The 19,619-nt window shown below is 43.2% G+C and carries 13 protein-coding genes; 10 read left to right on the top strand and 3 right to left on the bottom strand.

Annotated elements, in window-relative coordinates; all coding sequences use genetic code 11:
- Positions 1 to 550: 550 nt before the first annotated feature.
- From AC06MN_RS14135 to AC06MN_RS14115, 5 genes are all read left to right on the top strand, one after another.
- On the top strand, positions 551 to 1,018 hold the full coding sequence (locus AC06MN_RS14135) for a gliding motility lipoprotein GldH family protein (protein ID WP_475673018.1): 468 nt from the start codon (positions 551 to 553) through the stop codon (positions 1,016 to 1,018).
- 5 nt (positions 1,019 to 1,023) lie between these two features.
- The gene (locus AC06MN_RS14130; RefSeq protein ID WP_475673017.1) at positions 1,024 to 1,818 is read left to right on the top strand and encodes a polysaccharide biosynthesis/export family protein; all 795 of its coding nucleotides are present in this window, start codon (positions 1,024 to 1,026) and stop codon (positions 1,816 to 1,818) included.
- Between the two features lie 5 nt (positions 1,819 to 1,823).
- Positions 1,824 to 4,313, top strand: coding sequence for a GumC family protein (locus AC06MN_RS14125; protein WP_475673016.1), 2,490 nt, complete (start codon positions 1,824 to 1,826; stop codon positions 4,311 to 4,313).
- Positions 4,314 to 4,317: 4 nt separating this feature from the next.
- Entirely contained in the window at positions 4,318 to 4,842 is a 525-nt protein-coding gene (locus AC06MN_RS14120) for a UpxY family transcription antiterminator (RefSeq protein ID WP_475673015.1), read from the top strand.
- 75 nt (positions 4,843 to 4,917) lie between these two features.
- The gene (locus tag AC06MN_RS14115; RefSeq protein WP_475673014.1) at positions 4,918 to 5,826 is read left to right on the top strand and encodes a Z-ring associated ZapG family protein; all 909 of its coding nucleotides are present in this window, start codon (positions 4,918 to 4,920) and stop codon (positions 5,824 to 5,826) included.
- Positions 5,827 to 5,885: 59 nt separating this feature from the next.
- Here the strand turns inward: AC06MN_RS14115 and recO are convergent, their stop codons facing one another.
- On the bottom strand, positions 5,886 to 6,611 hold the full coding sequence (recO, locus tag AC06MN_RS14110; protein ID WP_475673013.1) for a DNA repair protein RecO: 726 nt from the start codon (positions 6,609 to 6,611) through the stop codon (positions 5,886 to 5,888).
- Entirely contained in the window at positions 6,611 to 8,935 is a 2,325-nt protein-coding gene (gene porZ, locus AC06MN_RS14105) for a type IX secretion system anionic LPS delivery protein PorZ (RefSeq protein ID WP_475673012.1), read from the bottom strand. The genes recO and porZ overlap by 1 nt, the downstream gene beginning before the upstream one ends.
- Positions 8,936 to 9,541: 606 nt before the next feature.
- On the opposite strand from porZ, the gene AC06MN_RS14100 reads away from it, so the two are divergent.
- Positions 9,542 to 11,122 (top strand): ATP-binding protein, encoded by a 1,581-nt coding sequence (locus AC06MN_RS14100; RefSeq protein WP_475673011.1) that lies wholly within the window; start codon positions 9,542 to 9,544, stop codon positions 11,120 to 11,122.
- Here AC06MN_RS14100 and AC06MN_RS14095 read toward each other — a convergent pair.
- The gene (locus AC06MN_RS14095) at positions 11,035 to 11,484 is read right to left on the bottom strand and encodes a hypothetical protein (protein ID WP_475673010.1); all 450 of its coding nucleotides are present in this window, start codon (positions 11,482 to 11,484) and stop codon (positions 11,035 to 11,037) included. The genes AC06MN_RS14100 and AC06MN_RS14095 overlap by 88 nt on opposite strands.
- A gap of 1,154 nt (positions 11,485 to 12,638) precedes the next feature.
- Here AC06MN_RS14095 and AC06MN_RS14090 point away from each other — a divergent pair.
- The 4 genes from AC06MN_RS14090 (at position 12,639) to AC06MN_RS14075 (ending at position 19,463) form a co-directional block, all read left to right on the top strand.
- Entirely contained in the window at positions 12,639 to 13,703 is a 1,065-nt protein-coding gene (locus AC06MN_RS14090; protein WP_475673009.1) for a DNA cytosine methyltransferase, read from the top strand.
- Positions 13,704 to 16,667 (top strand): ATP-binding protein, encoded by a 2,964-nt coding sequence (locus AC06MN_RS14085; RefSeq protein ID WP_475673008.1) that lies wholly within the window; start codon positions 13,704 to 13,706, stop codon positions 16,665 to 16,667.
- A 1-nt stretch (position 16,668) separates the two neighbouring features.
- Positions 16,669 to 18,237 (top strand): response regulator receiver domain, encoded by a 1,569-nt coding sequence (locus AC06MN_RS14080; protein WP_475673007.1) that lies wholly within the window; start codon positions 16,669 to 16,671, stop codon positions 18,235 to 18,237.
- 92 nt (positions 18,238 to 18,329) lie between these two features.
- Positions 18,330 to 19,463: a DNA cytosine methyltransferase gene (locus AC06MN_RS14075; protein WP_475673006.1), complete on the top strand. Its 1,134-nt coding sequence runs from the start codon at positions 18,330 to 18,332 to the stop codon at positions 19,461 to 19,463.
- Positions 19,464 to 19,619 lie beyond the last annotated feature (156 nt).

The raw sequence follows: 19,619 nt of genomic DNA, 5'->3' as shown, positions 1-19,619 counted from the left end.
GCAAACAAAGACCATATCGGGAGCAAAAAAAGCTGTTTTTGGGCAACAAGTTATCAACAATGGCTGTTGATAAGTTTTTATGATTTGACTATCAGCAGGATAATGTTCGCTGACTATCCTCCTTTCGGAAAAAAAGACATTTTGGCACGATGAATTTTATTTGGTGACAACATGAAAGCACTTGTTTCATGGAAACACCCGACGGCATAAGCACAACACACATTTTTGATTTACAATAATTTAAGCAGGTGAACAAAATCAGTTTTTACATATTGGGCAAGAAACATCGATATCAAGAGGATGCGAGAGACATCTCAAAATCAAATTGATGTTTAGTTTTGAGCGGTTACTTTTAAGCGGAATTTCTCGGCATCAATTCTACAAAGCTGTATTCCATTGGATTCTGAACAAACGCAACTCATCGACAATCACTGATTTCTTGCAAGAATCCGAATTCAACAACCCCTTTCATCACGGATTACCAAATTTTCATTGTTTTTAATTGCTATTATAGGGAAATTTCGTATTTTTGCAAAATTAATATAGGTATATGAAGTACATTAAGTTTTTATCATTTGCTTTTTTCGCTTTCATTCTTTGCAGCTGCAGCAACCCGGCAAAGGAAAGCAACGACCTGCTTTCAAGGTCATTCTTGAACGACAGTTGGGAGCGTTTTGATTTCGTGACAAACGACATCGAAATCGAAGGTGAAACCACTTACGATTTGTCGATGGACATCAGTTTCACCGAAACCTACCGATACAATGATTTTTCGATGGTTTTCTCGGTTTTCGATGCCTACGGCAACCCTTACCGCAGCAAGGCCTACAAGTTCGCCCTGAAAGACAGCCAAGGCAACTGGAACTCCGAACTCGTTGACGGATGCTACACGTTCAACCTGCCCATCAACAACGCTTTGATGCTCACTGACCCAGGAAAATATAAATTCCAAATCGAATACAGGATGCCCATCACTCCTATCGAGGGCATCAGAAGTCTGAAACTTTACAATAACTGATTGATATGAAAAAATTCAACATGCACAAGCCTTTGATTCTGGTCATTGTCATGGCCATTGTCTTTTCATCGTGCGTCCCGCAGAAGAAAATGCTCTTCCTCAAGGATGCCAAAATGCAAAATGAAAGCCTCTCGCAGAATTATGTGAACGACCGTTCAGTCGACTACAAGCTGCAACCCGGCGACAACCTCTACATCCGTGCCATCAACGTGGTTGACGAAAGAAGCGCCGTTATGTTCAACGGCGAAAGCGGATACCGCAGCAATACAATGTCGAACGATGCCAGCGTTTACCTTTCATGCTATACCATCGACGAAAGCGGCTGCATCGAAATGCCTCTGGTCGGCCAAGTGGAAGTGAAGAACATGACTGTCGAAGATGCCAAGAACAAGTTGCAGACCGCCATCAACCAATACATCAACGAGACCATGCTGATTGTGAAGATGGCCAACTTCAACCTGACCGTTACGGGCGAAGTGAACCGTCCGGGCATGTATAAAGTCTACCAATCGCAAATCAACCTGTTTGAGGCCTTGTCGATGGCAGGCAACGTCACCACGTTTGCGAAAAACGACGAAGTGAAAATCATCCGCCAAACCGATACAGGATCCGAAATCGTATCCGTCGACTTAGGGCAAGCCGACATACTTTCCTCACCTTATTATTATTTGAAACCTAACGATGTAATCTATGTGGAGCCGCTGAAAATCAAGCAATGGGGCTTCTCCACCTTCCCATATTCGACTGTCATTTCCGTCGTAACATTGGGCATCACCTTGTTCACCTTACTTAAAAAATAAGCTTTATGCAAAACGAACAAAACACTTATAGGAACACTAATAACGATGATCAAAGCATCGATATTAAAAAATTGATATACATCTGTTTAAGTCATTGGTATCTGTTTATCACCGGTGCTGTCATCGCTTTGGCCATCGGATTTGTCATCAACCGGTACACGACCAATATCTATCAAGTTTCGGGCACAGTTCTGGTAAAAGAAGACAAGAGCAGTTTCGACCCGACATCTATTATGACGGGTGTCTCATACGGCAGCATGCAAAACCTTGAAAACGAAATGGCCATTCTCAGGTCCTATTCGCTTTGCGAGCGCGTGGTGAAGAAAATGGACTTGGAAGTGAGCTATTTCGAAAAAGGCAGAATTGCCACTGCTGAAATGTACAAAACCTCACCTTTCACCGTCGAATTCGACCGCAGCGTGCCACAAACCGTCGGCTTAGTCTACGAAGTTTCCATCCTCGACAATGGGAAAATCAGTCTGAAAGCCCAGTCGGAATACCACAAGACCTACGATTTCATTCTTTGCCAGACACTTTCCAGCCAGCCTTCCCAAATTACGACAACAGGCGAATACACCCAAGGCGAATGGATCGATAACGGCTACAACCGCATCCGCATTGTGCTCAACGAAAGATACAACGAGGAGACCGAACCAACCCGCAAAATGATGTTTGTCATCAACGACTACCCGACCTTGGTCAAATCCATGAGTTCATATAGCGTCAACGCCACCAGCAAGCAGTCATCAATCACATCTATTGTAATGTCGGGCACCAACCGCCAGAAAATCGTCGATTTCACCAACCTGCTGCTGAACGAATATGTCACACGAGGGTTAGAAAAGAAAAATCAGGTCTCGGAAAACACCATCAACTTCATCGACAAGGAACTGAGCGGCATTCAGGACTCACTGAGCACAGCCGAAATCGACTTGCAGGATTTCCGCACCAGCAACGACCTCATGAACCTCGACGCACAGGCACAGCAAGTCTTGCTGAACCTGAAAGCCTTGGAAAAGGAAAAAGCCGAACTGGAAGTCAATCTGAAACTCTACCAAAGGCTCCAAAGCTACATCCAGATGCAAATCGACGACCCTGAAAACTTAGCCGCCCCAAGCACCATGGGCATCAGCGACCCCTTGCTTAACAAGCTCGTCGTCGATCTCGTGACTTTGTCGCAAACCAAAGCTGCACAAGTCGTCACCCTCACCGACCAGCACCCTACCATCATCAAGATGGATGAACAAATCATCACTTATAAGAAAACCCTTCTGGAAAGCGCCAACAACTTGGTCTCCAATGCCAAAATGAGCATCGCCGAAATCGACAAGCGCATCGCAAAAGCCGAAATAGAATCACGCAACATGCCGCACAAACAGCGTCTGCTCTTGGGCTACCAGAGAAAATTCGAGCTCAACCAAAACACCTATAATTATTTAATGCAGCGCCGTGCCGAAGCCCAGATTCTGAGAGCTTCCAACACGCCTGACAACGAAATCATCGACGAAGCATGCATCGACAGGATAGTGAAAGTCGCTCCTCGCTCATCGATGAACTACCTCATCGCCTTGATTTTAGGCCTGCTCATCCCGGCACTTTACCTCTTCCTGAAGGATTTCTTCAACGTTTTCATCCTCGACCGCAAAGATGTCGAAAAGCTCACACAATTCCCAATCATCGGACAAATAATCGAATCCAGCAGCAAAAACCCGCTGGTCGTCATCAATTCGCCCAAGTCGTCTATTGCCGAATCGTTCCGCTCAGTCAGGACCAACGTGGAGTACATCACGCAAAGCAAGCAGAAAAGCGTCATTCTGGTGACTGGCGACTCGCAAAACATCGGCAAGACTTTCAACAGCATCAACATTGCATCCATTTACGCCCTTTACGGCAAAAAGACCGTGCTGTTAGGCTTCGACATGCGTAAACCGAAACTCTTCCAGGAATTCGGCCTGAACAACAATATCGGCCTCAGCACATATCTCTCCAACAAGGATGAATTAGAAGACATCGTCCAGACATCAGGTAAAATTCCGAATCTCGACATCATCACCAGCGGCCCTATTCCGCCCAACCCAGCCGAACTGATTGCTTCGGAAAAGTGCAACACCCTTTTCGAAAAACTGAAAGAAATCTACGACTACATCATCATCGATACGCCTCCGCTTGGCCTCGTGACCGATGCCTTCCTCCTGATGCGCCACACCGATGTCAACCTCTACATCATCCGCCAAGGTGTCACCAACAAGAATATTTTCGGCAATATCATCAAGGATATTGAAAGTCGCGGCATCAAGGTCAACATCGTCCTCAACGGCATCAAGCAGGAAAACAGCTACGGCTACCGTTACGGCAGCTATAAGTACGGCTACAGTTATGCCTACAGTTATGGTTACAGTTATGGTTACGGCAAATACGGAAAGCACGACGGATACTACGGCAGCGGCTATTACGGCGAAGAGGACGACAAGAAAAAGAACAAGAAAAACAAATAGCATAATGTTTGCTAAAGACGAAAAACACTGGCATGCCATTTACGTCAAGTCGAGGTCGGAGAAAAAAGTCGCCGAACGACTTGATGAAATGGGCATTGACTACTATCTGCCTTTGGTCACCACCATCAAGCAATGGAGCGACAGAAAGAAAAGAGTAGAGGAACCACTATTCAAGTCGTATGTTTTTGTGCATTCCTCGCCAAAACAGCACATTCCCATTCTCAACGTCTACGGTGTACTTCATTTCGTCACCTTTGAGCATCAGCCGGTCATCGTTCCCGAAAACCAAATCATTGCCATCAGGAAATACATCAGCGACTATGACGAGAACAAGAAGACTCAGGAAACCTGCGATTTGCAGGAAGGCCAGATGGTGCGCATCATCAGCGGACCGATGATGGGATTGGAAGGCCGACTTGTTTCGGCAAAAGATGTCAGGAAACTCGTCATCTACATAGAGGCTGTAGGGCAATATCTGCCGGTTAGCATTCCGAGGACAAAAGTTGAGCCAATTGTTGAAAAGACATAAAACAAAAACACCTTGATTTACGTTATCAATCACGAAAAGCAAACAAGAACTCTGAAAATTTAAACCTTGTGCAATATGTCAGAAGAAAAAAAACAGAAAAACACAACATGGATTTACTCAGTCATCGCAATCCTTGTTGCCGCAATCATCGGCCTTTTGATTTGGATGTTCACATTAAAAGGCGACCTTTCGGCATTGGAAGCTGAAAAGGAATTGCAACGCGCCGATTTCCAAGCTGAAGTCGACAGTCTCATGCGTGTCCACAACGAACTGAAAGACAGCTATGGCGAACTTAGCCTTGAGCTGGCCGAAAAAGACAGCATCATCCAAGCCGATGCCGTCGAAATCAAGAAACTCCTTGATTCTCAATGGGATTACAACCGCATCAAGAAGAAAGTAAGCGCATTGCAAGTCATCTCACAGAAATATGTGAGACAGATGGATTCACTTTATACCGTCAACCGCGAGCTGGTGGCCGAAAACGAGCGCATCCGCGAAGAATACCAAGGCGAAGTGCGCAAGAACAACAACCTGACGCGCCAAGCCGAAGAGCTGACCGGCAAAGTGAATATGGCCTCCTCCATGAAGATTTACAACTTCAAGGCAACCGCTGTACGTTTCAAAGGCGGCAGAACCGAAACCGAGACCGACAGGGCTGCGAAAGCCGAGCGCATCAAGATCGACTTCACATTAGCTCAAAACGATTTGGCTCAAGCCGGAACCAAGGTGTTCTACATCCGCATTGCCGACCCGACAAAAGCCATCATCAGCAAAGGCAAAGGCGATGAATATGCCTTCGAATCGAATGGCGAAACGCTTCAGTACACTGAAAAAGTGAGTGTCAATTACGACAACAAGGATGCTGCTGTCCGCGCCTACTACATCAAGCCTTCGGAATTTGAAATGATGCCGGGCTACTATTTCATTGATGTCTACGAACAAAGCGGCAAGCTGGTCGGACAAACTTCTTTGGAACTGCGCTAAGACGAATCAATCCGTAAAAAAACGAAAAGCATCAGTTTCGGCTGGTGCTTTTTTTGTTGTCATCCCAACACCGACTGCAGCACCTCGTGCGATTGCAGGTTTTTCAAAAACGGCGCATGAAGCCGCATGAAGGTAATGATACCATCGAGCAGATTGCGACGTTGCACCACATTGAGTGGCAACTGCATGACTTTCTCCAAATCCCGATTGAGCATGGCCGACAGAATGGCTGCGGAATCGCCTTCCAGATAATACGGATGTATCGGAACTGTAGCCACAAAATGACCTTCCATCATGTCGAAAAAAGGCAAGGATGACTCATTGGTCTTGGGATAAAAACCTAAAAAACGGCTCATCTCCAAAGTGAAAAACAAGGGGAAATTGGCATAGTTTTCTTCGGTCAGGTCGATCCACTGCAGCGAATGGATAATGAAATCGTAAAGCGCAAGGTTCTGTTCCTGTTCGGTCAGCGACTTTGAAAGCAGTTCGGCCACATACATCAGAATGGCACTTTTCTTCATCTCCGAAAACAAAGTCTGGTAGAAAAACGCCATCTGAACATCCTTGATATAACCCAAAGTGCTGTGCAGGTTTTTGCCACTCACCACAAACTCGATGACATTGAGCGGTTGGAAGAAAGCCGCACGGCTTTTCGAGGCACGGCTGAACGCACCTTTTATTATATACGACTGCAAGCCGAAGCTGCGTGTATAGATTTTGACGATGAGACTTGTGTCGCCGTAGCGTATGCTTTGCAAGACGACACCCTGCAATTTGTCGTCCATCAATTCATTACAAGTATTTTGGTGGCAAAGCGATGTTCTCCTTCGTCGGTGCTGACGAAAATCAGGTAAACGCCAGGCGTTACCTTGCTGCCATCGGCAGAGGTGCAGTCCCAAACCGCCTGACCGCCTTCGGAATGCAGTTCCTTGACAAAACCGCCATCGACCGTGGTAATTCTCACCAAAGCATCATTGACCAACCCCTTGATGCCCACATAGCCATTGTATTCAGGACGGACAGGATTTGGATAAGCTATGATTTCGCTCGTTGTCGGATCAGGGTCAGCAGCCTCACCACGGAAAGAAATGATGCCATTGTCGCTGCCAAAGAACACTTCGCCATCCGAACGGATAGCCATCGTGTTGACAGCATTGTCGAGCATCGGGCTATTGCTGGTATTAAAGCCATGTTTCAACTTGACTTCGCTTGAATCGTCAACTACATAAACGCCCGATTCAAGGCCGAACCATTTGTTGCCGCCACCATCAATGGCCATCGAAAGCACATTGGAGCCATCGAACAAATAATCGTATTGGTGGGTGCCATCGTTTCGGTCGACCCTTGGACGGCTTGCCTTATAGCTTGGGTCGGTGAACAAACGGCGTGAATCGTCGAAACAGCAAGGTCCCACATCGGTTCCCAACCAAACGACACCTCTGTTCCTATCCACCGCAATGCAATTCACCCTATCGCCTGACAAGCCGCCAATCTGTTTGGTCAGCCCCATGACTTGGTCGTCGGAAGTGATGTCGAGCGTTCCGTTATCATTGAAGGCCAAAGTCTGGCAGTCCTGCTGACCGACACGGCGGAGAATCCACTTGATGTCGTGTGTGTCGACATAAAGCGAGCCGATGTCGAGGCTGCTAAAAGAACCTCCTAAACTATAGGAATGCCATCGCCCGTCAGGTTCCATGACCGAAAGCAGGTTGGGCGCTCCAGAGTTGGCCACCCAAAGATTGCCTTTGCTATCGAAAGCCAAGCCGCTGACCAGAATCAGCGACGGGTCGGCAGTCCAGTAATCGAGCGTGCTGTTGTCGGCATCGTACACTTCAACGAGCTGACCGTCTTTCAATTTCAGGAGGCCGTCGCCCCATGTGCCGACGTATGTCACCGAAGGATCGTTAGGATTGGTGGCCGTGCATACGAAATCGGAATAGTCTTTCAAATCAGGGAGCAAGGTGTGGTTGAAACTCGTCCACGAGCCATCGAAACGGAAGACGCCCTCTTTCATGTAGCGTTTGCTCCAGTTGGAGGCATGACCGCCCGTAGCCACCCACACCTGATCGCCGCATGCACTCAACTCAAACACATTCTTGGTATAGGGGCCATTCGGCGCAATGTCTTCGTTGTCCCAGCCACTCGTCTTCACCAAACCGCGCTTCAAATCACCAATCCAATAATTTTTGGCATCGAAGACGGCTGACAACGGTTCAATTTTCGCGCCAGGATTGTAAATGCTTATGATTTCCTGCATTTGGGAATCGTAGACAAAGACATTGTATTGGCTGGTAATCAAGAGACGGTCGTTGCAAGCACGCAACTCCTGCCTGACATCAGTGACCGATTTCTCAAAATAATCCCAGCGGTTGCCATCGAAAACGAAAACCGTATCAGCTTTGAAACCACCGTTGTAATTCAGGAAAAGCCTATCGGAGAAAGCCTCCATTTCGTCGTAGGCCAAATGCGGATGAATGAGGTCGCGTTCGAAATGCCATGAGGCGAAGTTGGCCAGATTCTGAGCATCGCGGGAAGCAGAATACAGACCATCGTCGGTGGAGGCATAGATGCGGCCATTATAGAAAGCGATGTCACGCACATCCATCATGCTGCCCTGACTGCCAATATAATACGTGTCTTTCACCTCGCAGCGTTTCAGGTCGAAGACCACGATGCCGAAGCCGCAGGCAACGTAGGCAAGATGCTCATCGAAAACGACATTGTTGATGCTCTTGTTTCCCATCAGATTCTTGTCCTTGATGTCGCTCATGTTCCTGATTTCGCCGTTGGCATAAATCAGGTCGACATTGGCGTCAGCATAGCCGACAAAAAGCAGGTTCTGCGCCTTGTTGTAGCGCAAAGTGCTGATGCCCACATCCGACAAGCCATTGATTTTATTCAATATGTTGATGGAATTGTCATCCTGATCGTAATAGAACAATTCAAAAGGTGTGGCGGCAAAAACCTTATTGCCAAACAGCTCTACATCAACTATTTGCTGAAAAGGCAGATGAGTACGCCAATGGCCGATGGCCACATCGTCCTGACCAAAAGCAGCGAATGTAATCGCAGAAAGTAGTATGATTGCAAAAGTCTTGATACGATTCATAGTGATAGGATTTGGGCGGTAAAAATACAAATAATTAGAGAATGAACGTAATGAAAGGCGAAATATTGTTTTTTAGAGCAGGTTCCCGACTTGCCGGACGCTGATATGATGAACCGCGAATCGGGCGAATCAAGCGAATGGGCCTTGCTACGCAAGCCCTTGCCTGCCGGACGGGGATATAATGAATCACGAATTGCACTATTCTGCACGAATGGGCCTTGCTGTCGCAAGTCCTTGCCTACCGGACGCTGATATGATGAACCGCGAATTGCGCGAATCTACACGAATGGGTCTTGCTACGCAAGCCCTTGCCTACCGGACGCAGAACAATAATCTCATAGCCTCTCGATGAAGTCAAAAGAATACGCGAAGCGGATTCATATTCGTGAGGATTAGTGAGATTCGTGGTCGAAAAAAAGACAATCGTAGTTAAGAAGCTGAATCAGAACGCGCAATACATATAACTTTGCCACGAGAGCATCGGAGATGCAAAACCCGATGACCGCCAATTAGGGAAAATCGGTTAGGAAAGGAGAAAAGAGATTAATAAAGATTTGTTTCAGATTTGTTTCCAAAAAACCGTATTTTTGCCAAAAATAAACCGTTATGGAGTCAAAGCCACGATACTTCACCGCAGGGATGGCGGATTTCGAGAACATCCGCAACGACGGACGCATCTATGTCGACAAGACCGGTTTGGTCTATCAGCTTGTGCACGAATCGAAATATGTGTTCCTGAGCCGTCCGCGCAGGTTCGGAAAGTCGCTGCTGTGCAACACCTTGAAATGCTATTTCGAGGGCAAGGAGGAGCTTTTCGAGGGCCTGGCCATTGCCGGCATGGAAAAGGACTGGAAGCAGTATCCAGTCTTCAAGTTCGACATCAGCGCGTGCAAAAACAAAGCAAATCTAGAAAACATCACCGATGAATTGCTTTGGGACCTGGGACAATACGAAAACATATACGGGCGAGACGAAACGGAACAGACTCCAGGTTCGAAATTCAAAGGTCTTCTGAAGCGTGCCCATCAGCAGACGGACCTGCCTTGCGTGGTCATCATCGACGAGTACGACTCCGTACTGCTCGAGCATCTCTACGATGACGACTTGGGCGAAGTGCGCCGCATCCTGCAGGAATTCTACCAGGTGCTGAAGATTGCAGAGGCAGACCTGCGTTTCGCCTTCATCACGGGCATCACCAAGTTCTCGCAGCTGAGCATCTTCTCGACCATCAACAACCTGACCAACATCTCGATGGATCCGCAATACGCCGACATTTGCGGCTTCACAAAAGAGGAAGTCCTTGACGTGTTTCGCGTTGACATTGAGGCCTTGGCAGAGGAATATTCATGCTCTTTTGATGAAATGGTTGCCATGCTCCAGCAGCAGTATGACGGCTATCATTTCGGGAGAAAATCGCCCGACATCTTCAATCCCTTCAGCATCACCAACGTGTTGAAGAGCAAGAGCCTCGAATATTTCTGGTTCAGCAGCGGCACACCCACTTTCCTTTTCGAGACCATGAAACGCTTCGGAACCAATTTGCTCAGCCTGCCGCAGCTGCAGGTCACCTCGTCGCAGTTCGACGTCCCGACCGAAGGCATGGAGTCGGCATTGCCTTTGCTTTACCAGAGCGGCTATCTCACGATAAAGGGGTATGATTTCGACAGCAACAAATACACGCTCGATTTTCCGAATGCGGAAGTGAAGACCGGCTTTTTGGAGAGTTTCACCGGAACCGTCCTGAAATTGGGCACTCACGACACGCGAGGTTTCGCCGGCGACATTTATGCCGCCTTGCTGCACGGCAATGTCGAAAAGGCCATGCTCGCACTGCAATCCTGCTTCAAGGCCATTCCATATCTCGACCACGGCGGCAAACTGTTGGACGACATCGCCAAATACGAAGCTTTCTACGAGGTCATCACTTTCATCGTGTTCGAGATGATCAACTGCCGCACCTACACCCAGGTGAAGAACGCCACCGGCCGCACCGACTGCATCGTCCATCTAACCGACACCATTTTCGTGATGGAGATGAAACTCGACGGCACCGCCGAGGAAGCCCTCCGCCAGATTGACGAGAAAGGCTACATGATACCCTACCAGGCCGACGGCAAGCGCATGGTGAAGATTGGCATCTCTTTCTCGTCGGAAACAAAGACGGTGGAAGACTGGAAGATTGCCTGAAAACCAGACATCCCGCTTTTGCGGTTTTGGTTTACGGTCGATAAAATGTTAAACTTTAAATCGTAACGTCTTTCGCTTTGTGAATCAGTGTTCGTTATTATTGACCGCGAATCAGACGAATCAAGCGAATGGGCCTTGCTGTCGCAAGCCCTCACCTGCCGGACATTGATATGATGAACCACGAATTCCGCGAATCTACACGAATGAGCCTTGCTGTCGCAAGCCATCGCCTGCCGGACGCAGATATGTTGAACCGCAAATCTACACGAATGGGCCTTGCGGTCGCAAGCCCTCGCCTGCCGGACGCAGAACGGCAAAGCCACTACCATCCCAATGCCAAGGCTGGGTTCTATACAGCCCATCTGGTTATCTTTTGAAGGTTTCCTCCGTTGCGCAACGAAGCGGAGTGGGAGCGGAGCGGCAGGAGACTGGATGCGGAGATAGCGTTGGTATAGCCCAGGTATAGCCTTGTATTCAGCATGGCAATTTTGTCATTTTGTCATTTGTCAAAAAATCACAATAAGCGATTTCGATGTTCCAACCTCTTTTCGCCTACTTATTATACCTAATTAATAATATATTATTAATATTTTATTAATAGGTGACAAATGACGAGGAGGTTGAATTTGCTTATTGTGACAAAATGACAAATGATTTTTTGACAAAATGAATTTTATCATATTATTGATAATGTGTTTGTTACACAAAAACAAGCATTATAATTTGTCATAAAAAGGTTGAAAAAACAATTTTCCTTTGTTTTGCCAACTTAGCGTATCTAATCGAGATGTGCCCGCCGACTTCCATGGCTTTGGCAATCAAAATGGGTCAAAAAGTATATAATCACCTTTACAAGTCACGTGGTGAGTTTCCGTTGCCAGCAGTCTGTCGCCTCCCAGGACCCCCACCGTACTTCTACTGTTATTTGTAATAACCTGATACACAGCTTGTCCAATCCCTTTGATTGGATGAGCATTGAGCGAAGTATGAGCAAGTATTGGACGAAGTATGGAGCGGGTATAGGGCGGGCGTAGTTTGAGATCTTCGAGCACTACATCGGTTGGTTTGTTCCAACAAATATGGGGCAAAAAGTATATTATTGCCATAAAAAAACCGCACTCTACATTACCTCATGAAAAACAATTGGAATGTGTACGGCTTTAGGGTTAACCCCAAAAATGAATCCGCCTAATTGGTTGCGGTTTCGTTTCAAGGATTTTCGGTCTGCAAAAGTACGACATTTTCAATATATCGCAACCAATTGATGTGGAATTTTCTCGCAGTCTGCAGAAGACAAAAACACTCTGCCCATTTTATTCCAAGGTAGACCAGCATAACAGGGCTCCCGAGCAATCAGGCGCCTTTGTTTTGGAGTGAGGGAAATTCAATGAATTTCGTATAGTTGTTGGGAAAATGATTTGAAATAGGTAAATTTGCATCTGCGAGTTTGGAAATTTGTTTATTTTTGCAGTTGGATTTCATCATTTTGAATGGCTAAAATGACATTTTATTTTGAATGGCAGACAATAATTCAAATACACGATTAGATTTAAAAGCTATCGACTTTTTCTGTGGCGGAGGCGGCATGACTTGTGGATTGCGGCAAGCAGGTATCGAAGTCATTGCTGGCGTTGATTTTGATAAAGATGCTAAAGAAACATACGAATACAACAATCCAGGAACTGTATATATTCAAACTGACATACGTAATTTGAGAACTAATTTTTTTGAACGCAAATTTGACATTCAAAAGGATGACGATTCTTTAATCCTTGTCGGTTGCAGCCCGTGCCAGTTTTATAGTATTATCAATTCAGACAAAAACAAATCCCTAAAATCAAAAGACCTGTTACGTAACTTTTCCCGTTTCATTGAATATTATAAACCAGGGTATGTTTTAGTAGAAAATGTTCCTGGAATTATCACAAACAAGGAAAGCATTCTTCCCTTTTTCTTATCCGAGCTTGACAGATTAGGATACAAATACGAGAAGAAAATCGTCAATATGAACGATTACGGCATTCCACAAAGTCGTCGGCGTTTTTCTTTAATTGCAACTCGTTTGGAAAATGTTGAAATAAAGTTTCCAGCACAAAGCAAAAAGAAATTGACGGTGCGCGATGTTCTTGGGGAGAAAAACGGCTTCCCTAAAATACAAGCAGGTCATAAAGATACGACTGATTTCAAACATACTGTTGCAGGTCTCAGTCCGAAAGGATTAAGACGAATGCAAAAGACCAGCCATGACGGAGGAAGCCGGTTAGATTGGGCCAATGACCCAGAATTACAATTGAAATGTTTCATTGACCACGATGACAGTTTCAAAGACACGTATGGGCGTATGTGGTGGGACAGACCAGCGCCGACCATTACAACAAAGTTTTTCAGCATTTCCAACGGCCGTTTCGGACATCCGGAAGAAGATCGGGCTATCTCTATTAGAGAAGGTGCTACTATACAAACATTTCCCAGGGACTATGTTTTCAAGACAAACAGCATCGCCACAGCGGCCAAACTCATTGGCAATGCGGTTCCTTGTGAATACGCAAGAAGATTAGGTGAAACGATAAAATCATTTTAAATGGCACAATTTAAAACCAGAGCAAGAGCATTAGACTTACTGGGAAGGCAACAGATTGCAGGTATTCCAACCGCAATTAATGAGCTTATCAAAAACGCATACGATGCGTATGCCGACCATTTCGATGCAAGCTTGATTCGCAGTAAGAATATGCTTGTTCTTCGGGATGATGGTATGGGGATGACTCGTGATGAATTTGAAAATAGATGGCTTGTTCTTGGAACAGAAAGTAAGTTCGTGAGTTCTTCACAACCGCCAAGAGACCCGTCAAAAGAATATCGTCCTGTTTCCGGTGAGAAAGGTATAGGTAGACTTGCCATTGCATCTATTGGCAAGCAGGTTTTAATTCTAACGAAATCAAAGTCAGAAGATAATGCAAAGATAATAGCAGCCCTAATAAACTGGGAAATCTTTGAAATTCCTGGTATCAATATGGAGGATGTTGTCATTCCTATTTGCGAATACGATGGTTTCCCTTCTTTCAATGACATAGAAAACATTAAAGCTGAAGCAATTGCTCCATTAGAAAATTTGGCAAAGCAGGGGAAAATATCCAAACAATCCTGTGACAAGATTTGCGATACAATCCGATCATTTTCATTAAACGCCAATGTCTTATATGAAAAGATTTCTGGACCGTTCAATCTTGACGAAAAAGATTGTGGAACTCAATTTTATGTTTCTCCTGTTGATGACATACTATACTCCGATTTATTAAAAGAGAGCGGCCAAAACGAGCTTACAAAAATGGAAAAGATGTTATTGGGGTTTCACAACACGATGATTCCAGAGCATCAAGCCCCCGCTGTTGATATATCTTTTCGTGATTTTAGAAATGATGACGGTTCCTTCACTAGTATAATCGACAAAGAAAGCTTTTTTACTCCTGAAGAATTTGAATTAGCAGATCATCATATCAAAGGTGAATTTGATAAATACGGCCAATTTAAAGGACAAATTACTATTTATGGAGACAAGACATACGATTATTCTTTATCGTGGCGAGAAAACAATTTCAGGGAATTGAGTTGCGGCCTGTTTTCCATAGATATTGCGTATATTCAGGGTGAAGAAAAAGCTTCTCGAATGTCAAATCGTGACTACATAAGAGTGAAAGATAAAACAAATCGAATGGGAGGGTTGTACATCTATAGAAACAACATTCGGGTTCTTCCTTACGGAGATTCTGACTATGATTTTATAGATATTGAAAAAAGCCGATCAAAAAGATTTGGTTCCTTTTTCTCATATCGAAGAATGTTTGGAACAGTAGAAATAAAGGGGCTTGAAGAAAGTGAGCTCCGTGAAAAAGCTGGACGAGAGGGCTTTATTGAAAATTCAGCTTATCGACAATTCCAATCTGTTCTAAAGAACTTTTTCTTTCAACTGCAGCAAGATATTTTTTCTGATCAGGCAGATAGTATCCAGTCTGAATTCTTCCAAGAGAAAAAGACCGAATTCGAACGAACCCATAAGATTTTAGAGAATCAATCGAAAAAAGCCAAAGCCAAGAAAGACAAATTCCTTAAACAATTGGATGATTTCTTCAACAAACTGGAAAATCATATTTTTGAACAGGAGTTGAATGACATAGTGAATCAATTGGCAGAAGAACTGAACGTCATACCTTACATTAAAGACCCAGATGCAGCCAGCCAAAAGATTGTGGACTTGGAAAACGAAACACGAAAAAAATTAGCTGATTATAAGAAAACCATCGCCGTTCCTTTTCCGAAAGGTTTTGTCATTTCTAAGGCTTCGCGTTCTGATTATGATGTATATTGCAAAAATTATCAGGATTTGTGTAATGGAGTGATTGCAAATACGGAAACACGTATTGACACTTTGATAGCTGATTGTATCAAAAAACTCAATATTGAAATTAGCAAACGAAAACGACTGGTGCAGGCAGTTGATTTGATTTCAGAAGAAGCTCTTTCCTTAAATAAAAAGAAAAAAGAGGAAACTATTGATATTGTTAAGTCCGTATCTGAACATATCAAAGAGATAACCAACCAGCTCATGCTGGACCTTGACGGACAAATTAGAGGCGTGAAAGATCAAATGAACACTTTGGCAACGCAACAGGCTGATACATTTGACTTGGTAAAAGAACGTAAACGTTTAGGTGATGAGATTGACTCTATTAGCAATCGAAACACAGAAGTCATGGACCGCATCATCAGGCAATTCACCAGTTTTTATGTGGAGAAAGAAGAAAATGGCGATATTGTCACCAACGACCAGATTGTGGACACTATGTCCGAGGAATTAGAAGACTTAAGAACCCGTTTGCAGTCAGATATTGAATTGAGTCAGTTAGGCTTGGCTGTTGGCATCATTCACCACGAATTTAATGGAACTATCAATTCTATCCGACATAGTATCCGTGATTTAAAAGCATGGTCTGATATGCACGAAGACCTTGATTCCATTTACAAGAATATTAAAATAAACTTTGAACATCTGGATAACTACATGAATCTGTTTACACCTTTAAACAGACGTTTGTATAGAAACAAAGAAGAAATTCCGCTACTTGATGTCAACTCGTTCCTTCTTGATTTGTTCAAGTCTCGGCTTGAACGGCATAATGTCCAGCTCAAACATACTAAAGGTTTTGCACAAGGAAAACTTTTCGGATTCCGTTCCACATTTTACCCTGTGTTTGTAAACATAGTGGATAATGCCATCTATTGGTTGTCACACTCCGAAATTCCTGAAAAAATCATTCGTCTTCATGCAGATGAAGTAGGTAATGTTTTCATTTCTAATAATGGACCAGCCATAAAAGAGACGGATAAAGAAAGGATATTTGAATTACGGTATTCAAAGAAACCTAATGGACGAGGATTAGGGTTAAGTATCAGTAAAGAGGTGCTGAATGATGAAAACTACGACCTCAAACTTGATACTCCAAGAGAAGGAAGCACAGTTACATTTAGAATCTTTAAACAGCAATAATATGGAAGAGACTCAACATACATTCACCGAAATATCGCAAAGAATAGCAGATGACTTTTTGAGTACAATTGTATTCATTGATGAATGTGCATATAAACAAGTACCGGAAAACGATAATGACTTTGACGCAAAAGCCGTAACGGATGCTTTTGCTAAAAAAGGAAAAATATGTTCAGTGTTTGCTCCAGAAAAGGCTTCTGATTTGGATAACATTTGCTCTATGCTATTTAAGGCAGATGCAATCGTGTTGGATTGGCGACTAAATATCCCAGATGACAAATTGCAACCAAGCACTGATCTTGAAACTGATTCCGATTCAGATGATGAACGAGGGCAATACACTATCCCACTCATTCAGCAAATTGTGAAAGATGCTGGAAATGGGAAAGTCAAGTTGATTGTTGTATATACTGGAGAGACAGACTTGAATAATATATGTCATAACTTGTTTGATCGGATTCAATCAGCAAACAAACAACAATTAAATGACAGGCTTGAGGTCAGAATAAATAATGTTAAAATTCTTGTAAGAGCCAAATACAAAGAAGGGAAATATAGCCATTCTGGAGATGCACTAAAGCAATTTATGGTGAAATACGAAGAACTTCCAGATTTCATTGTCAATGAATTTTCTTTCTTAACAGCTGGATTGCTACCGAATTTTGCACTTCAGGCAATAACGGAAATACGCAATAGCACATCAAAGATTTTGGGCGTGTTTTCTAAAGATTTGGATCCCGCATTTTTGGGGCATTGCAGTTTAACTTGTATAGAAGACGGGGCCGAACTTTTATCAGAAGTTTTTGGCACAGCAATAACAGAATTGGTAGATGCATCTTCTATTGATTTGAATGAATTTGTCAACCGTTGGCTTAACGGAATTCCATCCACAGGAAAGGAGATTGATTTAATTGATACAACAACGAAACAGATTCTTGTCACTAAAGACTTGCTGAAACAAGTTATAAGTGGGTGCTTTAAGAATATTAAAGACAAAAGCAATAATTCATATTCGGAAAATAATGCCAAAAAACATTCTTCGGGATTTTACTGTTTGAACGGTGAATCTGAAGATGAAACCAACCTGTTATTTGCCCAACTGACTCAAAACAGGGATTTGTTTTCAATCAAACCAGTTGCTCCAAAATTAACTCAAGGAGCAATTTTAAAAGATGAACAGAATTGTTATTGGTTGTGTGTATCACCCGCATGTGATTGTGCCAGAATAAGTACAAATGGAAAGAATTTTATTTTTGTTCCAATAAATAAAGAGATGTCAAATGGTATCCCTATTGTTTTAGACCAGAAAACGATAAAAAGTGTTGACATCCATCCATATAGCATAAATATGTGGCGTTTCAGCTCTAAGGAAGAAAATAAACCGGTAAAAGCCGAAAATGACAACGAAACGTATGTGTTTACTGATGCTGAAGGCAATAAATATCAGTGGGTCCTTACCTTAAAAAGATTATATGCACAAAGAATAACAGAAAAACTTTCCTCGCAAATGTCAAGGGTAGGGCTGAATATTTCTGAATGGCTGCGAACAAAGGGAAATGATAAAGATTAAATTTTATTAAAAAAATTGGAGGAGGATATACATTTATTTGTTCACAAGAAATGGAATATAGCCACAATGCAGTTGAAAGTAGTAATAAGATTATGGCAGATAAAATAATAAATATTTTTTCATTCTTTTCTGGAGCTGGTTTTTTGGATTTGGGATTCGAGTTAGAAGGACATTTTGATATTGTCTATGTCAATGAATTCCATAAAGCCTTTGATGACATATACAAACATTCAAGGGAAAAGATGGGTTTGCACTTTCCTAAATATGGGCATCATGTTGAAGATATTACAAAATTGATGGAATCAAAGGCGATGAAGGAACTTTCAGTACAGATTAAAGAGTCAAAAAGTCAAACATTAACAGGAATTATTGGAGGTCCTCCATGTCCGGATTTTTCTGTTGCAGGAAGGAATAAAGGCAAAGAAGGTGAAAACGGTAAATTGTCAGGAATCTATGCAAACGTGATATGTAAAACGCGACCAGATTTTTTCCTTTTTGAAAATGTAAAAGGATTATACAGGACTGCTAAACACAGAGCGTTTTTTGAACAATTAAAGGAGCAATTTAGAAACAACGGATATTCTCTAACAGAAAAACTCATAAATGCTATTGAATATGGAGCACCTCAAGAACGAGAGAGAATAATTCTTATCGGATTTCACAAAACCGCTATAAAAAAACTAAAACTAAAAACGCAGCACAACGAGCTATTAGGTTTTAATTGGGACAAATACAAACAATACACGATAGAAGATATTAAAAGTCGTCCATGGCCAAAGATATCCCCTTGTCGTCTTGACACTCCTATTCCCATGCCTGAGGGTATTATACCAGAACTTACTGTACAATACTGGTGGGACAAAAATGATGTTGAGCACCATCCGAATGCTAATATGTATTTTCAGCCTCGTGCAGGATTATTGAGGTTTGAAACAAAGGATGAAGGAGACGACATAAAGAAATGTTATAAGAGATTGCATCGTTGGAGATATTCGCCAACAGCTGCGTATGGAAATAACGAAGTTCACATTCATCCTTATAAAGCAAGAAGAATTTCCGTGTCGGAAGCTTTAGCCATACAATCTTTGCCTAAAGAATTTGAATTGCCAACAAATATTACTTTGTCCGATGCCTTTAAAACAATTGGTAATGGTGTGCCATTCTTGGCAGCCAATTGCATAGCAAAATCTTTGTATGATTTCATTAATTCAAATAGCAATGAATAATATTACAGTTGAACATTATTACTGGTGCGTTAATTTTAGGTCTAAAATAAAGTTAGTTCTTTGACATTTTGCTTTGAATTCAAGTAGCCGAGTTTATCGTTTGGTAAGGCAAGCAGTTCTTTCAAATCAGCCTTTTCAAACAGGGAGACACTGACA

The sequence above is a fragment of the Candidatus Limimorpha sp. genome (assembly GCF_056203535.1).
The sequence above is the reverse complement of the archived record's forward strand: the minus strand, read 5'-3'. Positions and strand labels throughout refer to the sequence as shown.

Coding starts and splice junctions, on each gene's coding strand:
- AC06MN_RS14125 (WP_475673016.1), top strand. CDS start 1,824: ATGCAAAACGAACAAAACACTTATAGGAACACTAATAACGATGATCAA.
- AC06MN_RS14135 (WP_475673018.1), top strand. CDS start 551: ATGAAGTACATTAAGTTTTTATCATTTGCTTTTTTCGCTTTCATTCTT.
- AC06MN_RS14085 (WP_475673008.1), top strand. CDS start 13,704: ATGGCACAATTTAAAACCAGAGCAAGAGCATTAGACTTACTGGGAAGG.
- AC06MN_RS14120 (WP_475673015.1), top strand. CDS start 4,318: ATGTTTGCTAAAGACGAAAAACACTGGCATGCCATTTACGTCAAGTCG.
- AC06MN_RS14115 (WP_475673014.1), top strand. CDS start 4,918: ATGTCAGAAGAAAAAAAACAGAAAAACACAACATGGATTTACTCAGTC.
- recO (WP_475673013.1), bottom strand. CDS start 6,611: ATGGACGACAAATTGCAGGGTGTCGTCTTGCAAAGCATACGCTACGGC.
- AC06MN_RS14080 (WP_475673007.1), top strand. CDS start 16,669: ATGGAAGAGACTCAACATACATTCACCGAAATATCGCAAAGAATAGCA.
- porZ (WP_475673012.1), bottom strand. CDS start 8,935: ATGAATCGTATCAAGACTTTTGCAATCATACTACTTTCTGCGATTACA.
- AC06MN_RS14130 (WP_475673017.1), top strand. CDS start 1,024: ATGAAAAAATTCAACATGCACAAGCCTTTGATTCTGGTCATTGTCATG.
- AC06MN_RS14095 (WP_475673010.1), bottom strand. CDS start 11,484: ATGGGCTGTATAGAACCCAGCCTTGGCATTGGGATGGTAGTGGCTTTG.
- AC06MN_RS14100 (WP_475673011.1), top strand. CDS start 9,542: ATGGAGTCAAAGCCACGATACTTCACCGCAGGGATGGCGGATTTCGAG.
- AC06MN_RS14075 (WP_475673006.1), top strand. CDS start 18,330: ATGGCAGATAAAATAATAAATATTTTTTCATTCTTTTCTGGAGCTGGT.
- AC06MN_RS14090 (WP_475673009.1), top strand. CDS start 12,639: ATGGCAGACAATAATTCAAATACACGATTAGATTTAAAAGCTATCGAC.